Origin of the sequence: Phormidesmis priestleyi ULC007, from assembly GCF_001895925.1 — a bacterium.
Taxonomy (GTDB): Bacteria; Cyanobacteriota; Cyanobacteriia; order Leptolyngbyales; family Leptolyngbyaceae; genus Phormidesmis_A; species Phormidesmis_A priestleyi_A.
In genome coordinates this window covers 15,412-35,624 of the sequence record NZ_MPPI01000026.1, presented here as the reverse complement: position 1 = coordinate 35,624, position 20,213 = coordinate 15,412, and the positions used below count along the sequence as shown (strand labels likewise).

Annotated in this window: 20 protein-coding genes and 1 pseudogene; 16 read left to right on the top strand and 5 right to left on the bottom strand. The window is 47.1% G+C overall.

The features are described 5' to 3' along the window. Positions 1-2: 2 nt before the first annotated feature. The 4 genes from cas5 to BRW63_RS18770 all read right to left on the bottom strand — a co-directional run bounded on the left by cas5 (position 3) and on the right by BRW63_RS18770 (position 4,126). Entirely contained in the window at positions 3-653 is a 651-nt protein-coding gene (cas5, locus tag BRW63_RS18785) for a CRISPR-associated protein Cas5 (RefSeq protein WP_073073846.1), read from the bottom strand. Positions 654-764: 111 nt separating this feature from the next. Beyond that, a complete protein-coding gene (locus tag BRW63_RS18780) occupies positions 765-1,940 on the bottom strand; it encodes a CheR family methyltransferase (RefSeq protein WP_073073844.1) in 1,176 nt (391 codons plus the stop codon). Further along, on the bottom strand, positions 1,921-2,427 hold the full coding sequence (locus tag BRW63_RS18775) for a chemotaxis protein CheW (RefSeq protein ID WP_219898629.1): 507 nt from the start codon (positions 2,425-2,427) through the stop codon (positions 1,921-1,923). Before BRW63_RS18775 ends, BRW63_RS18780 begins: the two co-directional genes overlap by 20 nt. Positions 2,428-2,662: 235 nt before the next feature. Next, positions 2,663-4,126, bottom strand: coding sequence for a mechanosensitive ion channel domain-containing protein (locus BRW63_RS18770; protein ID WP_073073841.1), 1,464 nt, complete (start codon positions 4,124-4,126; stop codon positions 2,663-2,665). Positions 4,127-4,303: 177 nt separating this feature from the next. Between BRW63_RS18770 and BRW63_RS18765 the strand changes: the two genes are divergently transcribed. The 7 genes and pseudogenes from BRW63_RS18765 to rfbB all read left to right on the top strand — a co-directional run bounded on the left by BRW63_RS18765 (position 4,304) and on the right by rfbB (position 10,696). Next, positions 4,304-6,517 carry a SulP family inorganic anion transporter gene (locus BRW63_RS18765; protein WP_143162073.1) on the top strand — a complete coding sequence of 738 codons (2,214 nt, stop codon included), beginning with the start codon at positions 4,304-4,306 and terminating at the stop codon, positions 6,515-6,517. Positions 6,518-7,177: 660 nt separating this feature from the next. Continuing rightward, positions 7,178-7,408 carry a dTDP-4-dehydrorhamnose 3,5-epimerase family protein gene (locus BRW63_RS18760; RefSeq protein ID WP_106254080.1) on the top strand — a complete coding sequence of 77 codons (231 nt, stop codon included), beginning with the start codon at positions 7,178-7,180 and terminating at the stop codon, positions 7,406-7,408. Next, a complete protein-coding gene (locus BRW63_RS18755; protein ID WP_073073837.1) occupies positions 7,405-7,719 on the top strand; it encodes a sugar nucleotide-binding protein in 315 nt (104 codons plus the stop codon). The genes BRW63_RS18760 and BRW63_RS18755 overlap by 4 nt, the downstream gene beginning before the upstream one ends. 152 nt (positions 7,720-7,871) lie before the next feature. Next, positions 7,872-8,516 (top strand): dTDP-4-dehydrorhamnose reductase, encoded by a 645-nt coding sequence (rfbD, locus tag BRW63_RS18750; protein ID WP_083583066.1) that lies wholly within the window; start codon positions 7,872-7,874, stop codon positions 8,514-8,516. Next, positions 8,513-9,070: a sugar phosphate nucleotidyltransferase gene (locus BRW63_RS29615; protein ID WP_262983551.1), complete on the top strand. Its 558-nt coding sequence runs from the start codon at positions 8,513-8,515 to the stop codon at positions 9,068-9,070. Before rfbD ends, BRW63_RS29615 begins: the two co-directional genes overlap by 4 nt. After that, positions 9,018-9,590: pseudogene (locus BRW63_RS29610) on the top strand (sugar phosphate nucleotidyltransferase); the annotation flags it as partial. The gene BRW63_RS29615 and the pseudogene BRW63_RS29610, both read left to right, overlap by 53 nt. Positions 9,591-9,595: 5 nt before the next feature. Further along, positions 9,596-10,696, top strand: a complete 1,101-nt coding sequence (rfbB, locus tag BRW63_RS18740) for a dTDP-glucose 4,6-dehydratase (RefSeq protein WP_073073883.1) — start codon at positions 9,596-9,598, stop codon at positions 10,694-10,696. Positions 10,697-10,862: 166 nt separating this feature from the next. On the opposite strand, the gene BRW63_RS18735 is transcribed toward rfbB, so the two are convergent. Then, positions 10,863-11,234: a hypothetical protein gene (locus BRW63_RS18735; protein WP_073073834.1), complete on the bottom strand. Its 372-nt coding sequence runs from the start codon at positions 11,232-11,234 to the stop codon at positions 10,863-10,865. Between the two features lie 879 nt (positions 11,235-12,113). Here BRW63_RS18735 and BRW63_RS18730 point away from each other — a divergent pair. From BRW63_RS18730 to BRW63_RS18690, 9 genes are all read left to right on the top strand, one after another. Beyond that, entirely contained in the window at positions 12,114-12,341 is a 228-nt protein-coding gene (locus BRW63_RS18730; RefSeq protein ID WP_219898628.1) for a hypothetical protein, read from the top strand. A gap of 11 nt (positions 12,342-12,352) precedes the next feature. After that, positions 12,353-12,787 carry an Imm30 family immunity protein gene (locus BRW63_RS18725; RefSeq protein ID WP_073073832.1) on the top strand — a complete coding sequence of 145 codons (435 nt, stop codon included), beginning with the start codon at positions 12,353-12,355 and terminating at the stop codon, positions 12,785-12,787. A 30-nt stretch (positions 12,788-12,817) separates the two neighbouring features. Continuing rightward, positions 12,818-14,800, top strand: a complete 1,983-nt coding sequence (locus BRW63_RS18720; RefSeq protein WP_073073831.1) for a pentapeptide repeat-containing protein — start codon at positions 12,818-12,820, stop codon at positions 14,798-14,800. 330 nt (positions 14,801-15,130) lie between these two features. Then, positions 15,131-15,328 carry a hypothetical protein gene (locus BRW63_RS18715; protein WP_219898627.1) on the top strand — a complete coding sequence of 66 codons (198 nt, stop codon included), beginning with the start codon at positions 15,131-15,133 and terminating at the stop codon, positions 15,326-15,328. Positions 15,329-15,451: 123 nt separating this feature from the next. Beyond that, a complete protein-coding gene (locus BRW63_RS18710; RefSeq protein ID WP_073073829.1) occupies positions 15,452-15,943 on the top strand; it encodes a hypothetical protein in 492 nt (163 codons plus the stop codon). A gap of 81 nt (positions 15,944-16,024) precedes the next feature. Continuing rightward, positions 16,025-16,495, top strand: coding sequence for a DUF3574 domain-containing protein (locus BRW63_RS18705; protein ID WP_073073828.1), 471 nt, complete (start codon positions 16,025-16,027; stop codon positions 16,493-16,495). Between the two features lie 437 nt (positions 16,496-16,932). After that, positions 16,933-17,223 (top strand): helix-turn-helix domain-containing protein, encoded by a 291-nt coding sequence (locus BRW63_RS18700; RefSeq protein WP_073073826.1) that lies wholly within the window; start codon positions 16,933-16,935, stop codon positions 17,221-17,223. A gap of 76 nt (positions 17,224-17,299) precedes the next feature. Next, positions 17,300-17,488 (top strand): response regulator, encoded by a 189-nt coding sequence (locus tag BRW63_RS18695; protein ID WP_073073825.1) that lies wholly within the window; start codon positions 17,300-17,302, stop codon positions 17,486-17,488. Then, a partial coding sequence (locus tag BRW63_RS18690) for an ATP-binding protein (RefSeq protein ID WP_083583064.1) occupies positions 17,481-20,213 on the top strand: 2,733 nt, incomplete at its 3' end. The genes BRW63_RS18695 and BRW63_RS18690, both read left to right, overlap by 8 nt.

Below are 20,213 nucleotides of genomic sequence, written 5' to 3'. Positions count from 1 at the left end.
TGTTAAAATGTCTCATATTCATAGGCTGGAACAGTAATCACACTGTCTTTAGCGATCGCTCTAAATTGATTGAAGTGGGGATTAATTCCGACTAATTGACCCTTCTGCGTAGGTGACACAGCCGTATATTGAGACTTAAGGTTAAGCTGCGGTTGGAAGTACCAGGGCATATACCCAAAGTCTTTGTTAATCAGCACTTCTGGTTCCCGTCCATCGTCCCATTGAACCGTTGCGAAGTGTTCACAAGTCCCCATCACAGGCTGCTTGAAAAACTTTCCTCGATCGAGCCGCTCTCTAAAGACTCCTAGATGTTTATTAGGGTTGCCATCCAGTGCGACGATCTCCGCACTGATTCGATAACATACGTCTCGCAGTTCTGTGCATCGACGCTGCATTCTCACGTTTTTGATGTCTCGAATATCAACACTTTTATCACTAGAACTCTGAATATGGTTATAAGTAATTGGAACAATCTTAATCGGAGACAGAATGGTGATTGCTCGAATTCGCCACCAAAACTCAGGCTTCCAGTAGATTGCACTGAGAATACCCACTGCTGCGGTGGGCGTGATCACTGGATAGGTTTGGGGGTCAGCTTTCAACTCAGGTCGGGTAAATCGGGCACCCTTGCCGATGATTAGAATTTCTCGCATATCTCAGATTAAAGGGGCTTTCTCAAACTGCCATGAAGCTTGTGATGTCAAGGTGCCCAAATCTTTAAGTAAATCGACAAATTACTAAGCACAGGCAAAGCTTTCTACTTTTTAATGTTGAGTGTCGAGCAATCGTTGAATGCGCTGTTTTAAGATAGCTGACCCTGCCCGATCGCCCCTTTGTTCTTTTAACAATGCCAAATGAGTCATCGCTTCATAAGCCTTGGGATTAAGATAAATAGCTTTTTGAAACGCCTGTTCTGCTTGCTCAGACTGATTAAGTCCCTGATGGATTTCACCTAACAGCAAATAAGCTTGATCATCGGTTGAATGAATTGTTAAATAAGATTTGCATACCGCGATCGCTGCTTTAAGCTGTCCCCGATCGGCAAGTTGTTGAGCCGTTTCAAGTTTAGGAATCGGTTCAGAATAAACAGGTTTAGGAACGGGAGCCGGGATCGCTGAGGGAACGATCGTGGACAGTGGGCGATCATTTTGACGATTTTCTTTGCGATAGCCAAACGCAAACGGATGACGGATTGGCGTAAAGTGTTTGGCAGTGATTTGCGCCGTTTCTGACGCTCCCAAAAATAATAAACCTGATGGCGCTAAAGCTTGATCTAGCTGCTCAATCACTTGATTGCGAGACGCACGATCGAGATAAATCAAAAGATTGCGGCAGAAAATTGCGTGATAGGTTTCTCCAGATAAAAAAACAGGATTGAGCAAATTTCCCTGCATGAAGTTGACGGTGTTGCGGACAAACGGGCGAATTTCGTGTCCGCTCTCGACGGGTTCAAAATAGCGCAATTGATCCGCCACGCCACCGCCTCGAAAGGACGGTTTTCCATAAATCCCTCGCTTTGCTTTCAGCAGTGCTCGTTGACTAATATCAACTGCATCAACCTTGAACTGAGCAGGAGTCAACCCAGATTTTAATAGCGTCATGGCGATCGAGTAAGGCTCTTCTCCAGTCGAGCAGGGCGCACTGAGAACCCGAAACACGCCAGCAGGATGTGCGGATCGCCACTCAATCACAAACTGGCATAGATAGACAAACGGTTCACGATCGCGAAAAAACCAGGTTTCTGGCACCACCACCGCTTCGATCAGGTTCTCCAACTCTTGAGGCGATGATTGTAGGTGCGAGAGATAAGCGGCGCGATCGAGCAACCCACAGCTTAATCTGCGTCGATCGACCATACGAGCGATCGTGTTAGACCCAATGCTGTTAGCATCTAAGCCAATTTTCTGCCTTAGCAGCGTCTCAATTGCGTCCTGTACCATTCACCCGATCGCTTCCTCCGATAAACAACGGTGCAGATTGGTCACCTGACACTAAATGCTGCCAGTGAATCTGTTGAATCATGCCTTTCTCATCCATGAATAGGTCTCCTAGATAAGGCACGTCACCCACCTGAGACGCTTTTTTTGAATCGAGGTCAGGTCTACTGAGCGTTTCAGTCACCCGTTCTGCCATTAGCCCTAATGGATGATCTTTGCCATCATTTGCAGGGTAGTGAACCATAATGACGCGAGTGCTAAATCGCGGGCGACAATCGGTGCCGTGAAGCAAGCGACACAAATCGATAATCGGAACTAAACCGCCTCGATAATTAAAGATACCTGCAACATAATTGGGAACGTGATCAACTTTTCGTGGCACAACCATCGGAATAATTTCTATCACATGAGCGCTATCGAGAGCATAAAGATTATCGCCAGCATAAAACAACAGCATCAGCATAAAGTCATACCAAATTGATTTGTGCATGCAACAAAATCCGCATGAGAATATGCCATGCCCCGTCCATTACCATGCCCCATCGGATTGAACGATCGGTCACAATTGCCTCCAAAATTGGTATTAGGCGATCGCTATCTTGCACTGTTTTATCTGTAATCCGTCTTACAATATCACCCTGGAATCCTGCCCTAGTGTAGGTTGTTTGACATCCCCCCAGGGCTAGAAAGATGAGGACGTATTCGATCGCTCAATATCCCTTTTGTTAAATTCCGAAAATAGATTGAATTCTTCTACGAATTTGATCAAAGGAGGTTCCTTCTTTTGTAGTGGTATCGATCGTAATGCCTAAACTTTTTAACACTTCTTGGCGATCAGATAATTCTTCTGCAATCTTGTCTGCTAACCCTTGGTTATTTTTTAACAGGTTTTGCAAATTACCGTGATCAACAACAAACAAAATGGTTTCTTCTAATGTTCGCAAAGTAGCAGTGCGCGGCGTACCCATGAGCAGCGACATTTCACCAATAAACTCGCCTGCCCTGCGAACAGCAACTTGTTTGTCGATCGATTCGATAAACACCTCCACCGAACCTGACAGAATAATATAAAATGAATCACCTGGATCGCCCTCTCGACAGATCGTTTCGCCGATCGGCAGTTTTTTACGATAGCCCTTCTCAATCACCTGCCGTAGCTCGATCTCACCGCACTGTTGAAAATAGCTAACTTTTCGCAACAGATCGCGCAACATCCAGCCCCCGATCGGCATTTCAGCCATCTCTGAGTCACCCGCTTTTACCGCAAACTCGTTTGTTGGAGAGGATCTCAGCAGGGCTGCCAGCGAGGGCAGATTCTCGATCGTCAGCTTAGTGGCTATGTTCTGATCAATGGCGCGATCGCGAAATTCTGCCTCGATCAAAAATCGGAGGGCACTCTTAATCGCATCCATCTCGATCGGGTCACGAATCCACACCATCAGGTCAAAGGTGAGCGCGTCCTCTGCAATTCCCTTAAAGTAAACCTCTGGCGATGGAGACGGCAAAACTCTTGGCTCCTGACGAGCCGCCGTTAGCAGCGCTTCTAACACGGTTAGCGAGTCGCTCTCTTCGGCAACCCGCACCGGAATCTCAATCCGACATTTAGGATCGCGATAGCTCCAATTCACCACATTGTTGTCGAGAAAGCGGCTGTTAGGCACAATCACAAATACACCGTTAACTGTGCGAATTGTGGTCGATCGAATGGCAATTGTTTCGACCGTTCCTGCAAGTTTATCGACTTCAATATAATCGCCTACTTTAATCGGTTGCTCAAATAGCAGCGTTAGACCACTGATAAAATTGCTGGACAAGTTCTGCAACCCAATGCCAACCCCAATGCCGATCGCGCCCGCAAACACCGCTAGAGAACTGAAATTAATACCAGCCGTCTCTAGCACGATGAGAAAGCCAATTGCTGTAATGATGTAGCTAGTGATCGTTGAAAGTGATTCTCGTGTACCAATTTCTAGTTTAAAGCCGGGCAAAATTCGTTCCTTTAGTAGTCGCTTAACTATATTTGCCAGCACTAAAACAATGATTACTTGAGTGATTAATCCCGCGACCAACCCCAGAGAAAATTTCTCTCCTGCAAACGTGAACAAGCTGCTATTAAAAGCATTTAACAAGTCTTGAAAAAACTGCTTAATTTGAATGTCTGCCCAGTAAAAGGCTGATTGCAGTTCCATCTTCAAATACTCCTAGCGATCGCTTTTGTAGTATGTAATCTATCACTTATGGATCTCAAAATTCTATCCTCAGATGGATGCCAGCCCTATTTAGAAATTTTGATTCTAAAACACTTGTAGTATTAATAAGTTCTGCAAAAACGCTATCACGTCCTAATAATCTCACATTTATAAAAAGTGACTACTAAACCGCATTCTAGACCCGCCGCCCATCCTCTAGTCTTAAACCTCACCACAGGCGGCACGATGGGGCTTTTGACCGTGATCACAGTCGTCTCATTTGCCTCAGTGATCTTCTCTGGAGACTTCTCAAATGCGCTGCCGTTTGGCGCTGGGTTGATGCTGTTTAGTGCAACCATGGTGAGTCTGATTGTGACGACATTTAGCGCTTATCCTGCCATTGTGGGAACGGTTTCAGAGCCGAGCATTCCAGTGTTAAGTCTGGTTGCTCGACAAATTCTCGATCAGATGCCCAACGCCTCACCCGAAGATAAATTATTAACGCTCACGGCGACGATCGTGCTGTATGCCGTTGCAGGTGGCATTATCTTTACCTTGCTGGGTCGGTTCAAACTCGGTGGCTTTGTCCGATTTATTCCTTATCCGATCGTCGGCGGCTTTCTTGCAGGTACAGGAGTGCTGCTGATTGAAGGAGCGATGCACTCGATCGGAGGGCTTGATTTTCATCACTTAACTCTTTCAGCGTTCTTTCAACCCGACGTGCTGCTTCAGTGGGTGCCTGCTCTGATCTTTGCAGTGGCAATGTTTGCAATTCCTCAACTGATCGATCACTTTTTAGTTATCCCCGGCATTATCGCGATCGCGTTCATTCTGTTTTACGTTGCTTTGGCGATGACGGGCACCTCGATCGAGCAAGCTACCGATCGCAGTTTGCTTTTAGGAACGCTTCCCCCTGGCAGCCTTTACCGCTTTACAACGATTCCGGCGCTGACTCAGGCAAATTGGGGCGTTGTTTTGAAGCAGTTGCCGAGTCTAGCCGCACTCTGGCTCATAGAGTCAATGGCGCTGTTGCTCAACGCCAATGGCATCGAGCTGGCTGCCTCTCGCGATCTTGACCTTAATCATGAGCTAAAAGTGGCGGGGGCTGCCTCGATCGCCTCTGGTTTGGGGGGCGGCATTGGTGGATTTGCCAGTTCGGGAGAAAACACGCTGGCTCGTCATTTAGGCGGCACCCGGCGCATCGTGGGCTGGACGATTACCGGAATCTGTTTAGCCATGCTGTTAGGAGGTGCGTCACTGCTTTCGCTCGTTCCTAAATTTGTTTTGGTGGGCATTCCGCTGCTGCTCGGATTGGAATTCTTCTATGAATGGCTCTATCAAGCTTGGTTCAAACTCTCGCGATCGGACTATGCGATTATTGTGCTGATTGTGGTGGTGACGGGCACCCTTGGCTACCTGCAAGGCATCGGCATCGGACTGATCGCCGCGATCGTGCTATTTGTGGTCAACTACAGTCAGTTATCCGTCACAAAACGAGTGGGTTCAGGTGCATTCCAGCACAGCAATGTGATGCGAATCTCTGAAGAACTAGACGTTTTAGATGCTGAAGGCGAACAGATTTATCTTCTAGAACTGCAAGGGCTGATCTTTTTTGGCACCGCCAACAAACTGTTGACCCAGATTCGCGATCGCATCGATCACCCGACCGCGATCGCCGTTCGATTTGTGATTTTAGACTTTCGGCTGGTGAGTGGATTGGATGCCTCCGCCGTGCTCAGTTTTGCCAAACTTAAGCAAGTCGCCACCTCAAAACAGGTACATTTGCTGTTTACCGATCTGTCTCATGAAGCCATGCAGCGACTTAAGCAAGGCGACTGTCTCGAAGCCGATGACCCGTTTTCTCACGTTTTTGCAGATTTAGATCGCGGGCTTGAGTGGTGTGAGCAGCAGGTTCTCGCCGCCAGCAACCTGAGTGAGCTAGAAGCCCGATCGCTCTCTGAACACCTCAAAGCAGATTTTTCAGATCCGATTCAGGTCGATCGCTTGATGAGTCGGCTTGAAGATCGGCTCTTTGCAGAAGGAGACTATCTATTTCACCAGGGCGACCCGTTTGATGGCTTATATTTTGTTGGGTCAGGTCAAGTAAGCGTGGTGCTCGACTTGGGCGAGGGGCAAACCAAACGGATTCGCACCTACACAGTGGGCAACACGATCGGAGAAATGGGTCTCTATCGCAAGACGCTGCGGATGGCCTCTGTCGTGGCTGATAAACCCAGCACAGTCTACTTTCTATCGACTGAGGCGTTTGAGCAGATTGAAGCCTCTGATCCGCTTTTAGCTTCAAATGTTCATCGGTTTGTGGTCAATCTGTTAGCCGAACGCCTCCAACACCGTGAGCAAGAATTAAAAAATCTGTTGCAGTCGTCCTGACCATAAAATCTAAGGTTGATGAAGATTTGACACTCTCTACCCGTTGAACAAGCGCGTTCAAAAAATGCTGAGTAGAGACTACTCCTCAGTATTTTCACTGTTAAACCAAGATAAAAAGAAAATAGCAATAGGAGACTTTTTGCCTTTTCTAAGTCTTTACAAATCCATGCCACAAAAAGCTGCGACTATCTCTGCAACTCAACCTCCCTATAAGGAAAGGGCAAAAGCTAAAATTATTTGTTGGTGAAGATTATATGAAGTAGCTAATTTTAGCTGTAATTTCTTCGATACTTAGAATTACGCACTTGCGAGAACAATCAGGTTTACGAAAGCAAGCCTACGTTCTCGACTCGTGAATTCACTGTTTCAGTGATCCAGTCCCCTGTCGATCGGTTGTTTTGAAGATCAGAAACTAGGTGTTCGCTTTTAGGGAAGATACCAACGGGCTGCAATACTATCTCCTATTAGGAAAAATCAAATCCTATTAGGAAAAATCAAAGATGTCTAGTAGTGAGCTTTCGCACCAGTGAAGTTGGGCTGTGGCTCATGGATGGGACTCAAATTGCAAACGCTACAATCCCTCTCAGCCCCCAAGACTTAGACTGGCAGATCGCCATTAACCCTTTTAATTAACCACGAACCGAACTATTCTCAAGGCTGATGATAAACGTTCTACCGATCTCTATTCCTGATGTCTTGATCCTTCCTCGTGTCTTCCAAGACGATCGCGGCTGCTTTTTTGAAAGCTACAACGAAAAAACGCTCTCTGAGAAAGCGGGAATCACGGCTCATTTCGTTCAAGACAATCACTCTCGCTCTACGCGGAATGTTTTGCGTGGACTGAAAGATCAAGCAGGTCAACCCTTCAAAGCAGCCGAACTCTTTGTATGAGACGCATCTTACTCACGGGCAACGATGGACAAGTGGGACAGGAACTTCAGAAAACACTTGGATCGTTAGGGGTGGTGATTGGGGTGGGGCGGAACACTATGGACTTAGCCCAGCCTGCTACCATTCAGCAAATCATTCATCAAGTCAAGCCTGATTTGATTGTGAATGCGGCTGCTTACACGGCCGTCGATCGCGCCGAAACCGACTCTGCCGCCGCAGCAGCCATTAATGCGATCGCCCCCGCAGTCATGGCGAAATCTGCTCAACAACTGGGTGCGGATGGGTGCGACCTCTACCTGATACTAAAGTGACTCAAGCCTCCTGCTGATAAGGTTTTTGAACGATTTCACAGTAGTCTTTTTGATTATTCATTGATCAATTTTACAGGCACTCAAAACCCTTATGGAGCAAAAGGTAATCGGTTTTTTCCAATGTATCGGATGGAGGTCGCACCCGTGCGGATCTGATTCATATTTCGACGGACTATGTGTTTGATGGCCAGAAAAACACGCCCTACACCGAGCAAGATTCTACTAACCCAATTAGTGTTTATGGACACTCTAAATTAGGCGGAGAGCAAGCTCTTCAGCAAGCGTGGCTGCATCGCCCTGCCAATCAAACAAACAGTTACATCATTTTGAGAACTGCCTGGGTTTATGGTGCTTATGGGAAAAGTAATTTTGTGAAAACCATGCTGAAGCTAGGATCTGAACGCGAACAAATTCGCGTCGTCTCTGACCAAATCGGCACCCCGACTTGGAGCAACCATCTCGCGCACGCGATCGCGCAACTGATTCCTAAACTCAACCCGGAGACTTCGGGAACTTACCACTTCACCAATAGTGGAGCGGCAAGTTGGTACGATTTTGCGATCGCGACTTTTGAGGAAGCTGAACAACTAGGGTTTCCCTTAAAAGTTCAGTCTGTGATTCCCATTACAACGGCTGAATATCCCACCCCAGCCCAGCGTCCTGCTTATTCGATTCTCGGTTGTGCAAAAATCTCTACCCTGCTAGAAACCCATCCGCCTCACTGGAGAACAGCGCTCAGACAGATGCTGATTGAGCTTCGAGCCAACAATGCCACTCTTTTACAAACAAAACGATGAAAGCACTCATTCTCTCAGGCGGCAAGGGCACACGCTTGCGACCGCTGACTTACACAGGCGCAAAGCAGCTCGTTCCGGTAGCCAATAAACCCATTCTCTGGTACGGCATTGAAGGCATTGTTGCCGCTGGGATCACGGAGATCGGCATTGTCATTAGCCCTGAAACGGGCGAAGAAGTGCAAGCCAAGACCGGAAATGGCGATCGCTTCGGGGCCAATATTACCTACATTCTGCAAGAACAGCCTGCGGGTTTGGCGCATGCCGTTAAGGTGGCTCAACCCTTTTTAGGAGATGCCCCGTTCATTATGTACTTGGGCGATAACCTGATCCAGGGAGGGTTAGCGGAGTTTTTGGATCGCTTTAAAGCTCAAACGCTGGATGCCCTGATTCCCTTGAGAGCCGTTGCCAACCCTAGCGCGTTTGGGGTCGCCCAGCTAGCTAGACGAGCAGGGGCGAGTCCTTCAGCTAGTCGAGAAGCCAAAGGTTCCTTCCTCAAACTTAGCGCTGGTCGGAATTTACTTCTTTTCGAGCGCGATTCACCACGCGATCACTGAGATTCAGCCTTCCCTGCGCGGTGAACTCGAAATTACCGATGCGATTCAATTTTTGATTGATCAGCAAAAGCGAGTCGAAGCTTCTGAGCTAGAAGGCTGGTGGTTAGACACGGGGAAAAAAGATGATCTGCTGGCAGCCAATCAAATCATTCTCGATAGCTGCCTCACCTCTGCTGTGGTGGGAAGGGTCGATGCTCAAAGCCAGATTATTGGCAGAGTTGAGATTGGGGCAGGATCACAAATCGTCAACTGTACCATTCGCGGCCCTGTGGCGATCGGCAACGATTGCTACATCGAAAATTGCTTTATTGGCCCTTATAGCAGTGTTGCCGATCAAGTCACCCTGATTGATGTTGATCTCGAACACAGTGTGATTCTGCAAGGGGCAAAAATCAACGGGGTGCATCACCGCATTGTCGATAGCGTAATTGGGCAACGCGCTCATCTCACGGTTGCGCCGCAACGACCCAAAGCCTTGCGCTTTCTGATTGGGGATGACTGTCAAATTGAATTAGTGTGATCATCATGCACAACAATCTCGATAATACTGCTAGAACGCCTCGGAAAGTATTGATTACAGGTGGAGCCGGATTTATTGGCTCAAACTTCGTCCATCACTGGTGCGCTGCTTATCCACAAGACCGCGTTGTCGTCCTTGATGCCCTTACCTATGCAGGCAATCGGCGAAACTTGGCAGGCTTAGAAACTTCAGTGAACAAGCTGCGATTTGTTCAGGGAGATATTTGCGATCGTCTCTTAGTTGACGCACTTCTGCAAGCAGGAGCTATTGATACGATCGTCCATTTTGCGGCTGAGTCGCACGTCGATCGCTCGATTCTAGAACCCGATGCGTTCATTCGCACGAATATTGTCGGCACCTTCACGCTTTTAGAAGCGTTCCACCAGTACTGGAAAGCCAACCAGAAACCGATCGACTATCGATTTCTGCACATCTCTACCGATGAGGTTTATGGCAGCCTAGAACCCAATGATCCTGCTTTTACAGAGACTACTCCTTTTGCGCCAAACAGTCCTTACTCTGCCTCTAAAGCAGGTAGCGATCATTTAGTGCGTGCCTACTACCATACTTACGGCTTACCCACGCTGATTACAAATTGCTCGAACAACTACGGCCCTTACCATTTTCCAGAGAAGCTAATCCCTTTGATCTGCATCAACATCTTGATGGGTAAGCCTTTACCCGTTTATGGAGATGGGCAAAATATTCGAGACTGGCTTTTTGTAGCCGATCATTGTCGGGCGCTTGATGCAGTCATTCATCAAGGTAAACTTGGCGAAACCTATAACATTGGAGGCAACAACGAAGTCAAAAATATTGACCTAGTTCACATGCTTTGCGATTTGATGGAAGAACTTGCACCTGAGCTACCTGTGCGCCCTTGTCGTCGTCTAATTACCTTTGTCAAAGACCGACCGGGACACGATCGCCGCTACGCCATTGATGCCACCAAGATCACAACCGAGTTGGGCTGGACTCCTCGTGAAACGATCGCGAGTGGGTTGCGACAAACCGTTCAGTGGTATCTCGCTCACCCTGACTGGTGGCAACCTCTACTCTCCTCGCAGTATCAAACCTACTATCAACGGGTTTACACCAGTGTTTAGGGCATGGTTCATTAATTAAACTCAGTGGGATTGTCTCTAACAACACAATTGCCTTTCCATTTCTCTTCTCGTTTCAGTAGACTTAGGAAATTTAGAGAGCCGCGTGTATGTGAAGAAAAGAACTTTGACCCGACACACGATTAACGACTCCCTAATCTGCAACGTTCTACAGTTGAATCGTAGTTTTGTTGTGCAATTCCTCCAGGTAAATCAGTGAACTGTTGCCCAAGACAATGTTGAACTTCACGAGAGAACGTTCTACTTGATATCCCGGCAACACTCGCACAATTTGATATTCTGTCGTCAAGTCACTAGTGCCATCCCACTTGAACGCTGCTAGTTGATTTGAGGCGATCGTACTCAGTTGTGAAACAAATTCCTCAATAGAATCGATCACATTAGGAAGAATGCCAGACGACAGAAAGATCAAACGCTCTTGCAAATCCAAAGTAACGGTGACTCGATAGCGTTTCATCGTCGAGAACTGTAACTCAACAGTGAACGCGATCGAGCCAGGAAAGATATTCCTGGCTCCCATGTTGTTTGTCCTCTCTGTTAAGTCAAAGAGGATGAGAATGCTGAAGTCTCAGACATTCTGCACGGGTATAAAAGACTTGCTGGATCTTGATTCCACCCTTCCAAGATCCCATCGCAAAGCTGACGGTGTACAATCATGAACGCCTCCTGAGTTATGAACGCTAACTTAGGATGGAAGTCCTCGGAGTTCTGATAGCCACATCAGACTTCGGGGCACGACTCCATCACTGCGATGTATTCTACAGGAGTTTTTGCTTTTTTGGAATGCTGAATTTTTGAGGGGCGCGATTACCTCAATGGGAAGGTGCAGGCGACACCTCTTTGGGGAACTGCGAAGCACCGTTTCTCTAGGATCTCTGATGAAAAGTGAGGGGAGATACACGGAAAGTTTCCGTATAATCAATCGTTAGATCGGCAACGCCATTTAGTTCGCTTGCACTATGTACTAAAATCTTCGTGACGCTACGATCTAACTAGCGTTGGAACCGACAACCGAATCCACATTCTTTGTCAGTGAGCAGAACCGCTTGCGGTTGCGGCTCAACTAGGTTATCCAGCCTTGAGTTATCGGTGAGGGCGTGGTTGGAAGATTGTCTGTGAATTTTTGTAATCCAATCGACCTGGAACGCTTATAACTTTTCAATATAGAAAAATTAAAGCCTATCCCCTGGTGTAAATTTATAGATGTCTGAAAATCAGTGGCGTATTGGAGGAAGGCAGTATTTCTGGGCTATTGGCAGGTGAAGGAGCGGTAGGGCGTTATGGAGATTTACTGAAACTTGGGCGCAGAGGCGATAATCTGACTCCACATCATGTCCCATCTAATGCATACATGGTGGCTAGAGCTTCGGGTTATACGCGAAATCTGGGGATAGCTATTATGATGGAACATCCTATACCGGGTGCTGGAGGTCGCCATAGGCAAACCCTATCCTACGGGCAATCTCCAGACTTGAGTCTTCAACCCAGACAGGTGCTGGCTAGAGAAGTTCAAGATTTACGATCGCTCTATCAGCGTCAAGGCGTTTACACTGAAGGGATGAAGCGTAGTTTACAATCGCTGGTGCGTCTGAACAAATCAGCCTGGGTTGGTGTTTTTGAAAAGTAGGAGCGTGTTGTATGAGTCCGAATCCGCTAATTGATGTGCTAAAAGCGAATCGGTTGCTGCGATCGCCCGATGAAGTCACCCTGTTTGAACACGCTTTAGAAAAGCTGGCCCAAAATCCTGACCCTGCGAATTTGCCCAGCCTACACCTAATTCTAGATGATGCCTGCGAACAACCGGAAGTGATGTTTAGTCTGGTTCATCTTCTGGAGTCCTTTGATGTGCAAGAACAGGTGCAAGCGTTTATTCAAGTGATGCCTGATTTGGTTAAACGGGCAACGGAATGGACAGCGATTCTGCATTCTCGGATTATGAATGATGCGATCGCGCGATCTGCCTTTGAAGAGAAGGTGCGATCGATGAATACTCAAAAACAAAGTGAGATTCACCATTTGCTTTCGTTAGTTTCAATTAAGACTTCTTCAGGGCAGGTAACAAAAGTAGCTTGATCTAGATTATTGCAAATGAGCCTGTGATTGATGAAAGCCAAAGAGCTACTACGACGCTATGCGGCTGGAGAGCGTAACTTTCAGCGTGCTAACTTGTGTGGACAAGACCTAAAAGGTAAAGACCTTTCTGGAAGTGACTTTAGCTATGCCAATATCCGAGGGGCTAACTTCAGTCATACCATTTTGAAAGATACAGATTTGACTGGAGTGAAAGCAGGATTGCGCGGTGGTTGGTTTATCGCTACTGGTTTATTGGTAGTACTAGTTATTCTAGCTATACTTTCAAACTCTGCTGTTATTGTTGCTATTGCATCTATCACCGTGATTGGTACTTCAGCCTTTGCAGCATCAAGTTCTTATTGTGGTTCTTATTATGGTTTTTATTATAGAACTTTAGCTCTTGCTTTGACTGCAAGCATAGCTGTAGGAGTAGTTGGAGGAACATCTTTAGTATTATCTCTGGCCATCTCTAGATTTGCGACAGGGAGTATATCGCCTTTTATTATCGCTGTAGGCTGTATCCCCGTAGGCTTATCCTTAATCGGATGTATTGTTCTAGCTGGAGTTGGAACGAAATCTGGAACAGTATCCGCTGTTGTAGATGCTAGAGGCAGTAGAATTTTCGGTGCATTTACAACTGTATTGATTGGTATAACAGATGAATTGATGAAGTTCTCGATCATTAGTACCGGAGGTACAAGTTTTCTTGGCGCAGATTTGACAGGTGCAAATTTTACTCAAGCCAATCTTGGCCACACCACCTTTAGAGAAGCTATTCTCGATTCTGTTTGTTGGTTTCAGGCAAGGGGACTAGAGAGATGCCAAATTAGGTTGAGGCATCTGAATAATCAATATCTTAGACAACTCATTACAACTCTTAATGGGCAAGATCAAAACTTTGATTTTTCTAACCTGCAAAAAGTCAATCTGCAAGGGGCTAACCTACAAGATGCTAGATTCATGGGGGCTAACCTCAATCACTCCAATCTGCGAAATGCAAATTTTTCGAGAGCAATTCTGAAGCAAACGCAACTGGAAGGAGCTGATCTGACCGGAGCAATTCTCACCGGAGTTTATATCGAGGATTGGGGCATTACCAGCACAACCAACCTGGAAAAGGTGCAGTGTGATTATGTTTACATGCGAGTTCCAACCAAGGCAAACCCAAATCCTTTACGGAAGCCGGATAATCTACGGGAAACCTTTGCAGAAGGCGAGTTTGCTGATTTCATTCAGCCGTTCTTTGATACCCTGGATTTGTACCATAGCCAGGATGTTGACCCTCGTGCTGTTTCGATCGCCCTCAAAAAATTGTCCCAGAATCATCCAGAAGCCAATTTGGAGATCGTGGCAATGGAGAAACGGGGACAAAATAGCCTCAATCTAAAGGTGCGGACAGCGCCGACAGTCGATAAATCAGAACTAAGTTCAGAATACTTTGGTGATTACAATCAACTCAGAGCATTATCTGAGACGCGATTGCTCTTGCTGACGGAAAAGGACGATCGCATTCGCAGCTTAGAGCAGATGATTCAAACCGCACTTCATCAGCCAACCTTTAATGTTGAAACTGTTCAAGGAGATTTTATGCCGGAACACAGAGGAATTAACATCAATGCAGGCGATAATGCCAATATCAGCGGGGTGAGCAGTGGCGATGGTGTGGTCAATCTTGGCGAGATTAGCGGTAATGTTACGAACACGATTAATCAACTACCTGAGTCGTCTGAACCAGAACAGTTAAGCATCAAAACACTTCTAACTCAGTTACAACAGGCGATTGAATCTGATGCAGATCTTTCCACTCCAGATAAATCAGACTTGTTAGAACAGGTGAAATCTCTGGCTGAAGCAAAAAAAGCTGAGGAACCTGAAAAACGGGAAGGAATCGTGCGAAAAGCGATGAAGATGTTTGACGCGACCTTGAAAAGTCTGCCTGACACGGCCAAGATCGTGGAAGCTTGTAGTAAATTATTGCCATTGATTCTAAAAGCTTTAGGATTTCCCGCATAATCTGCAACCGCGACGGCAAGATAACAAATCGTTGCAGCGGCGAAATAGATATAGTCGGTGGTGAGGCTAAGTTTAATCGCCGCCGCTGAACTCAATCGTTAGACCTCAAGTTCTCAGTTGAGGTGGATTTGACAAGTCATTGGTGGGATGCGATCGCCAAGTAACCGCAAGGTTTAGGTGCATTTTGAGGATATCAGCGGAGCAATCAAACCTGTTCTACAATGCGAAAATAAGGTTATTTGGATAGGGGCAGTCAAAATGGATTTTTACACCGTTGTTCTGCGCCAAAGTAGGGGTTATTAGGTCGCCTTATGTTTAGAGAATGGCATTGTGGGACAGGGCGACACGCAGGATAGCGCAATCACAAAACTGAAGCAGGCAATTGAGTCGTTTCAAGAGGTTTACGAATCTCAATCTGATATTTATAGCGCTCCCATTCCCATTAAGGAATTGCATGAGTTTTTGATGGTGGAGTCGAAGGAGCCAGCCTCAGAAATTTACGAGATTAACTTGCATAACCACAACTGACTGAGCGTGAAAAGCAACAATGTCGATCGATTGAATAGCCAAGTTCTCTACTTGGGCGTTTGCAACCCTAGTAGCAATGGCAGACAACTTGACAACTTTGACTTCAAATTTAGGAGTTTTACAATGATTCATCATGTTTCGATCGCGGCAAATCAGCCGCTCCAGGTTGCTAAAGTTCTAGCTGAAATGTGCCAGGGACAAGCGGTGCCATTTCCGCATCATGAAGGCAGCTATATTGCGCTGACTCTTGACCCACACGGAACCATGATCGAGGTGCTTCCACGCGGCACTGAGATTACGCCAGGGGTGGGAACTGAAAGCACTTTCGAGAACCCAACTTCCCAGGCTCAGACCTATAACGCTTTTCATGCGGCGATCTCAGTGCCGACCTCCGAGGCGCAAATTCACGAGATTGCTAATCGTGCAGGCTGGCGGGTCGCGTCGTGCAATCGCCTGGACTATTTCAGCGTGATCGAAGTGTGGGTTGAAAATCAACAATTGTTGGAGTTCTTACCACCCACCTTCGCGGCTCAATATCTTGCCTCTTCGCAACCAGAAGTGCTGAAGCAGTTGATCTCAGCGAGGGCTGATGGCTTAAACCCCTTTAATGAGTAAATTGGGACGATCGTCAGTATAGGGTATGGCAATGCTGTGCCCTTACATCAACATTTGTCCATTTAGCTCAACGTTGATTATATGAAATTCAAACTGCGTGGCACCACACTCGGAATCTTTTTGGGCACTGGGTTAGCCGCAAGTTCTATAGTCGTTGTTCTGACTGCCTTTGCTAAACAGGCACCCGTCGAACAGTTGAACATACAAGAGAGTTGTCAGCAGCTTACTGGAAAAACTTTTGCCAGAACTGAGCTATTGTTTGGTTTGTCAAAACCCGATCGCTCAGTCATAACCGAGGCAGAGTTTCAGCGCTTTGTTGATCGCCAAGTCACGCCCCTATTTCCAGATGGCTTGACGGTGTTGAGTGCAACAGGTCAATTTAAAGCACCCAATCGAGCGGTTGTTAAAGAGAAGTCAAAGCTTTTGCTGTTGGTCTATCCACTCAACAACAAACATCACAACAGTATCGAACAAATTCGGACAGTATATAAGCAGATGTTTCGACAACAATCGGTGCTGCGAGTTGATGATTTGTCGTGTGTTTCTTTTTGATATCCATTTGATCTACGCGACAGATCTGCATGAGTGTGAGATCGTTGCCACCTTCGGAATCGACCATTCCAAAATCAGTTCGACGAGGTTTTTCGCTTCGTTGTCAGCGCCTTCTGCCCCCTAAATCCCCATTCTGGGGACTTTGAACCGGAAATTTTGGCTTGAAGTCCCCCAAATTGGGGGATTTAGGGGGCTTCTCGAATTCACAACCGGAGCAACCCACTTCTGTCGGACTGACGTTATCTTAAATTTCTTCCGCCTCTACGCGTTGTTTTAATCTACGTAGGGGCGGTTTTCATTCGAGAATCTAGCAGTTTTATTAGCATTGCACTGCCCGAAATCTACCTCAAGCGATAGATGCTTTTCAAACATCCTATGCCTTTTGATCAATAATGCATCATCTAATGTGTTATTGATCAGAGCGTGTAGGTAAATCTATGGCAACTACGTCTAGTCCCCTAGCCAAGCCTCAAAGCGAAATTGGCATTGTTATCCGTCAGTTGCGTCAACTGTTAGGGCTAACCCAAGCGCAGTTTGCTCGAAAGTTAGGGGTGACTCTCCCCACGATTAATCGGTGGGAAAACAATCGATCGCAGCCTTCGTCGCTGGCGCTGATGCAGCTAAAAGCGATGCTGCATGAACTCAAAAATTCACCGATCAAATTTCATCAAGTCTGCGCTCAAACGCTTCTCGAAGATTACTTTGACGAACAAACCGAGCAACCTTAAGCTCATCTAGTCTCAAACGGTCAACAACATCTTTAAACATGGAACAGACAGAAAATGATTTTAATCATGGCTGAGAGTGACGATCGAGCACGATATCGTCAGACTTTATAGCGATCCAGCCATTGCCCCGATCGCCTACGCGGGCGAGTATGATCAACAGCAGGCACTCAACGCGGGCTTTCAAAAACACCTGACTAAACCTGACGATCTAGAAGCATTAGTCAAAATAATTGTGACGTTAGTAGAAAGGACTGGAAATGACTGAACGATTTGCTTCACAAAACTCAGAAGGATCGCCGCAAGGAAAAATCGAGAACGTTCTCGCGGGTGGAGGTGCGACGGGTGCGTTGATGCGAGCAATAGACTGGTCAGAAACGTCACTGGGTTCGCCAGCGCAGTGGTCGCAAAGCCTCAAAACTGCCGTCCGCATTATGCTGACCTCTCGACAACCGATGTTTGTTTGGTGGGGTGATGACCTGATTAACCTTTACAACGATGCCTATCGAGCGATCGTAGGAGGCAAACACCCAACAGCACTAGGGCAACCCGCTTCTGTGGTTTGGCGAGAAATCTGGGATCAGGTGGGGCCGCGCGCCGAGTCTGCAATGCTCAAAAACGAGGGCACTTACGACGAAGCGCTGTTGCTGATTATGGAGCGTAACGGCTATTCAGAAGAAACTTATTACACATTTTCCTATAGTCCGGTGCCAGATGATAATGGCGAAACTGGCGGCATCATTTGTGCTAACACCGATGACACACAGCGCATCATTGGAGAGCGGCAATTGACCCTGCTCAGAGAACTGGCAGCCAAAACCGCAGATGCCCGCACCTTTGATGAAGCCTGTACGCGGAGTATGAGTTGTTTAGAAACGAATCCCTACGATCTGCCGTTTGCGATGATTTATCTGATCGATTCTGATCAGCAGTCTGTTTTTCTGGCTGGAACCTGCGGCATTGATGACTCTTCTGGGGAACTACAAAATAGCCGTCACGTCGCGGCTTCTAAAAGTTTTGATCTCGATGCCGATTCGATTTGGCAGTTTGCAGAAGTCTTCAAAACTCAAAAGGGTCGTCTAATTTCAGATTTAGAAACGATATTTGACCATTTGCCGATGGGGGCTTGGCAACGATCGCCCCACCAAGCCATCGTTGCACCGATCGGGGTCTTACGTAACTCTGAAGGCATGCCATCTAGTCAAACCGGAAGGGTAGGATTCTTGGTGGCTGGGCTAAACCCATTCCGGCTGTTTGACGACAACTATCAGCGATTTATTGATCTAGTGACAGCGCAAATTTCAGCCAGCCTCGCTAACGCCAATGCTTATGAAGAAGAACGCAAACGATCGGAAGCGTTGGCAGAAGTCGATCGTGCCAAAACCGTGTTTTTTAGCAATGTCTCTCACGAATTCCGCACCCCGCTCACGCTGATGCTGAGTCCGCTCGAAGAGTTGTCAACCACGCTAGACAACCGCTTGCAGCCTGATGAACGGGAACAATTAAACCTGGTGCAGCGCAATGGTTTGCGACTCCAAAAGTTAGTGAATATGCTGCTTGATTTCTCGCGCATTGAAGCGGGGCGAGTGCAGGCAGTCTATGAACCTGTCGATTTAGCCCTTTATACGGCAGACCTTGCAAGCGCCTTTCGATCGCTGATAGAACAGGCGGGACTGTCATTAATAGTGGACACTCCACCATTGCCCGAAGCGATTTATGTCGATTGCGAAATGTGGGAGAAAATCGTTCTCAATCTTTTATCAAATGCATTTAAGTTCACGTTATCTGGATCGATTACGGTGCGATTACAGTGGCTAACCTCTCACGTTGAATTATCGGTTGCTGATACAGGTGTCGGGATTCCATCTGATGAATTGCCGCATTTATTTGAGCGCTTCCACCGCGTTCAAAACTCTCAAGGGCGAAGCTTTGAAGGATCTGGTATTGGGCTATCGCTAGTGCAAGAACTCGTTAAGTTACAGGGTGGTACGATCGCAGTAACCAGCACCTTTGGGCAAGGGAGTTGCTTTACGGTTTCAATTCCGACCGGAACCGCGCATTTATCGATCGAGCGGATTCGAGCAAGCCGCACCGTAGCATCTACTGCATTAGGGGCGATACCTTATGTCGAAGAAGCACAACGATGGCTACCCCAAAGCATGGATTTGTCGATCGCATCTGAACTCGCCGATCATCCTGACCGATTCACGCCTGAATCTGACAAGCAATCGGCTTTATCGAACCTTGAAACCTCAAAATCTAAAATCTTATTGGCAGACGACAACGCTGATATGCGTGATTATATTCGACGGCTCTTGAGTAGTTCTTATACCGTTCAGACCGTTGCCGATGGCGTTGCTGCTTTGACAGCGATTCAAAATAATCCACCCGATCTAGTGTTAACCGATGTGATGATGCCGGGGATGGATGGGTTTGAGTTGTTGCGTTTGCTTCGCAAGCCTCCGGAGGGGTCGCCGCTGCGGTCTAATTCCGCTACTCAAGACATTCCAGTCATTCTGTTATCAGCCCGCGCAGGCGAAGAAGCTCGGATTGAAGGACTCGCAGCCGGGGCCGACGACTATCTAACTAAACCGTTCTCAGTGCGTGAACTGTTGGCAAGGGTAGAAGCAAGTTTGAAGCTGGCACAGCTACGGCAAGAAGCCACTCAGCGAGAGCGAACGATTCTGGGTCGCGTTACCGATGCGTTTATGGCATTAGATCGCGACTTTCGCTTTACTTACGCCAACAAAGCCGCCGAGCGAGTGACGCAAACTCCTTTAGAAGCAATGCTGGGCAAAACGATATGGGAATCGTTCCCAGACATAATCGAAACCCAGTTTGAATTCCAATATCGACGATCGCTGAGCGAACAGGTCGTGGTGCAATTTGAGGAATATTATCCCCCGCTTGATTTGTGGCTTGAGGTTCACGTTTATCCTTCACCGACTGGGTTGTCTCTTTTCTTTCGGGATACCAACGAGCGCAAACGAGCC

Coding starts and splice junctions, on each gene's coding strand:
- cas5 (WP_073073846.1), bottom strand. CDS start 653: ATGCGAGAAATTCTAATCATCGGCAAGGGTGCCCGATTTACCCGACCT.
- BRW63_RS18780 (WP_073073844.1), bottom strand. CDS start 1,940: ATGGTACAGGACGCAATTGAGACGCTGCTAAGGCAGAAAATTGGCTTA.
- BRW63_RS18775 (WP_219898629.1), bottom strand. CDS start 2,427: ATGCACAAATCAATTTGGTATGACTTTATGCTGATGCTGTTGTTTTAT.
- BRW63_RS18770 (WP_073073841.1), bottom strand. CDS start 4,126: ATGGAACTGCAATCAGCCTTTTACTGGGCAGACATTCAAATTAAGCAG.
- BRW63_RS18760 (WP_106254080.1), top strand. CDS start 7,178: ATGATAAACGTTCTACCGATCTCTATTCCTGATGTCTTGATCCTTCCT.
- BRW63_RS18755 (WP_073073837.1), top strand. CDS start 7,405: ATGAGACGCATCTTACTCACGGGCAACGATGGACAAGTGGGACAGGAA.
- BRW63_RS29615 (WP_262983551.1), top strand. CDS start 8,513: ATGAAAGCACTCATTCTCTCAGGCGGCAAGGGCACACGCTTGCGACCG.
- rfbB (WP_073073883.1), top strand. CDS start 9,596: ATGCACAACAATCTCGATAATACTGCTAGAACGCCTCGGAAAGTATTG.
- BRW63_RS18735 (WP_073073834.1), bottom strand. CDS start 11,234: ATGGGAGCCAGGAATATCTTTCCTGGCTCGATCGCGTTCACTGTTGAG.
- BRW63_RS18730 (WP_219898628.1), top strand. CDS start 12,114: ATGATGGAACATCCTATACCGGGTGCTGGAGGTCGCCATAGGCAAACC.
- BRW63_RS18725 (WP_073073832.1), top strand. CDS start 12,353: ATGAGTCCGAATCCGCTAATTGATGTGCTAAAAGCGAATCGGTTGCTG.
- BRW63_RS18720 (WP_073073831.1), top strand. CDS start 12,818: ATGAAAGCCAAAGAGCTACTACGACGCTATGCGGCTGGAGAGCGTAAC.
- BRW63_RS18710 (WP_073073829.1), top strand. CDS start 15,452: ATGATTCATCATGTTTCGATCGCGGCAAATCAGCCGCTCCAGGTTGCT.
- BRW63_RS18705 (WP_073073828.1), top strand. CDS start 16,025: ATGAAATTCAAACTGCGTGGCACCACACTCGGAATCTTTTTGGGCACT.
- BRW63_RS18700 (WP_073073826.1), top strand. CDS start 16,933: ATGGCAACTACGTCTAGTCCCCTAGCCAAGCCTCAAAGCGAAATTGGC.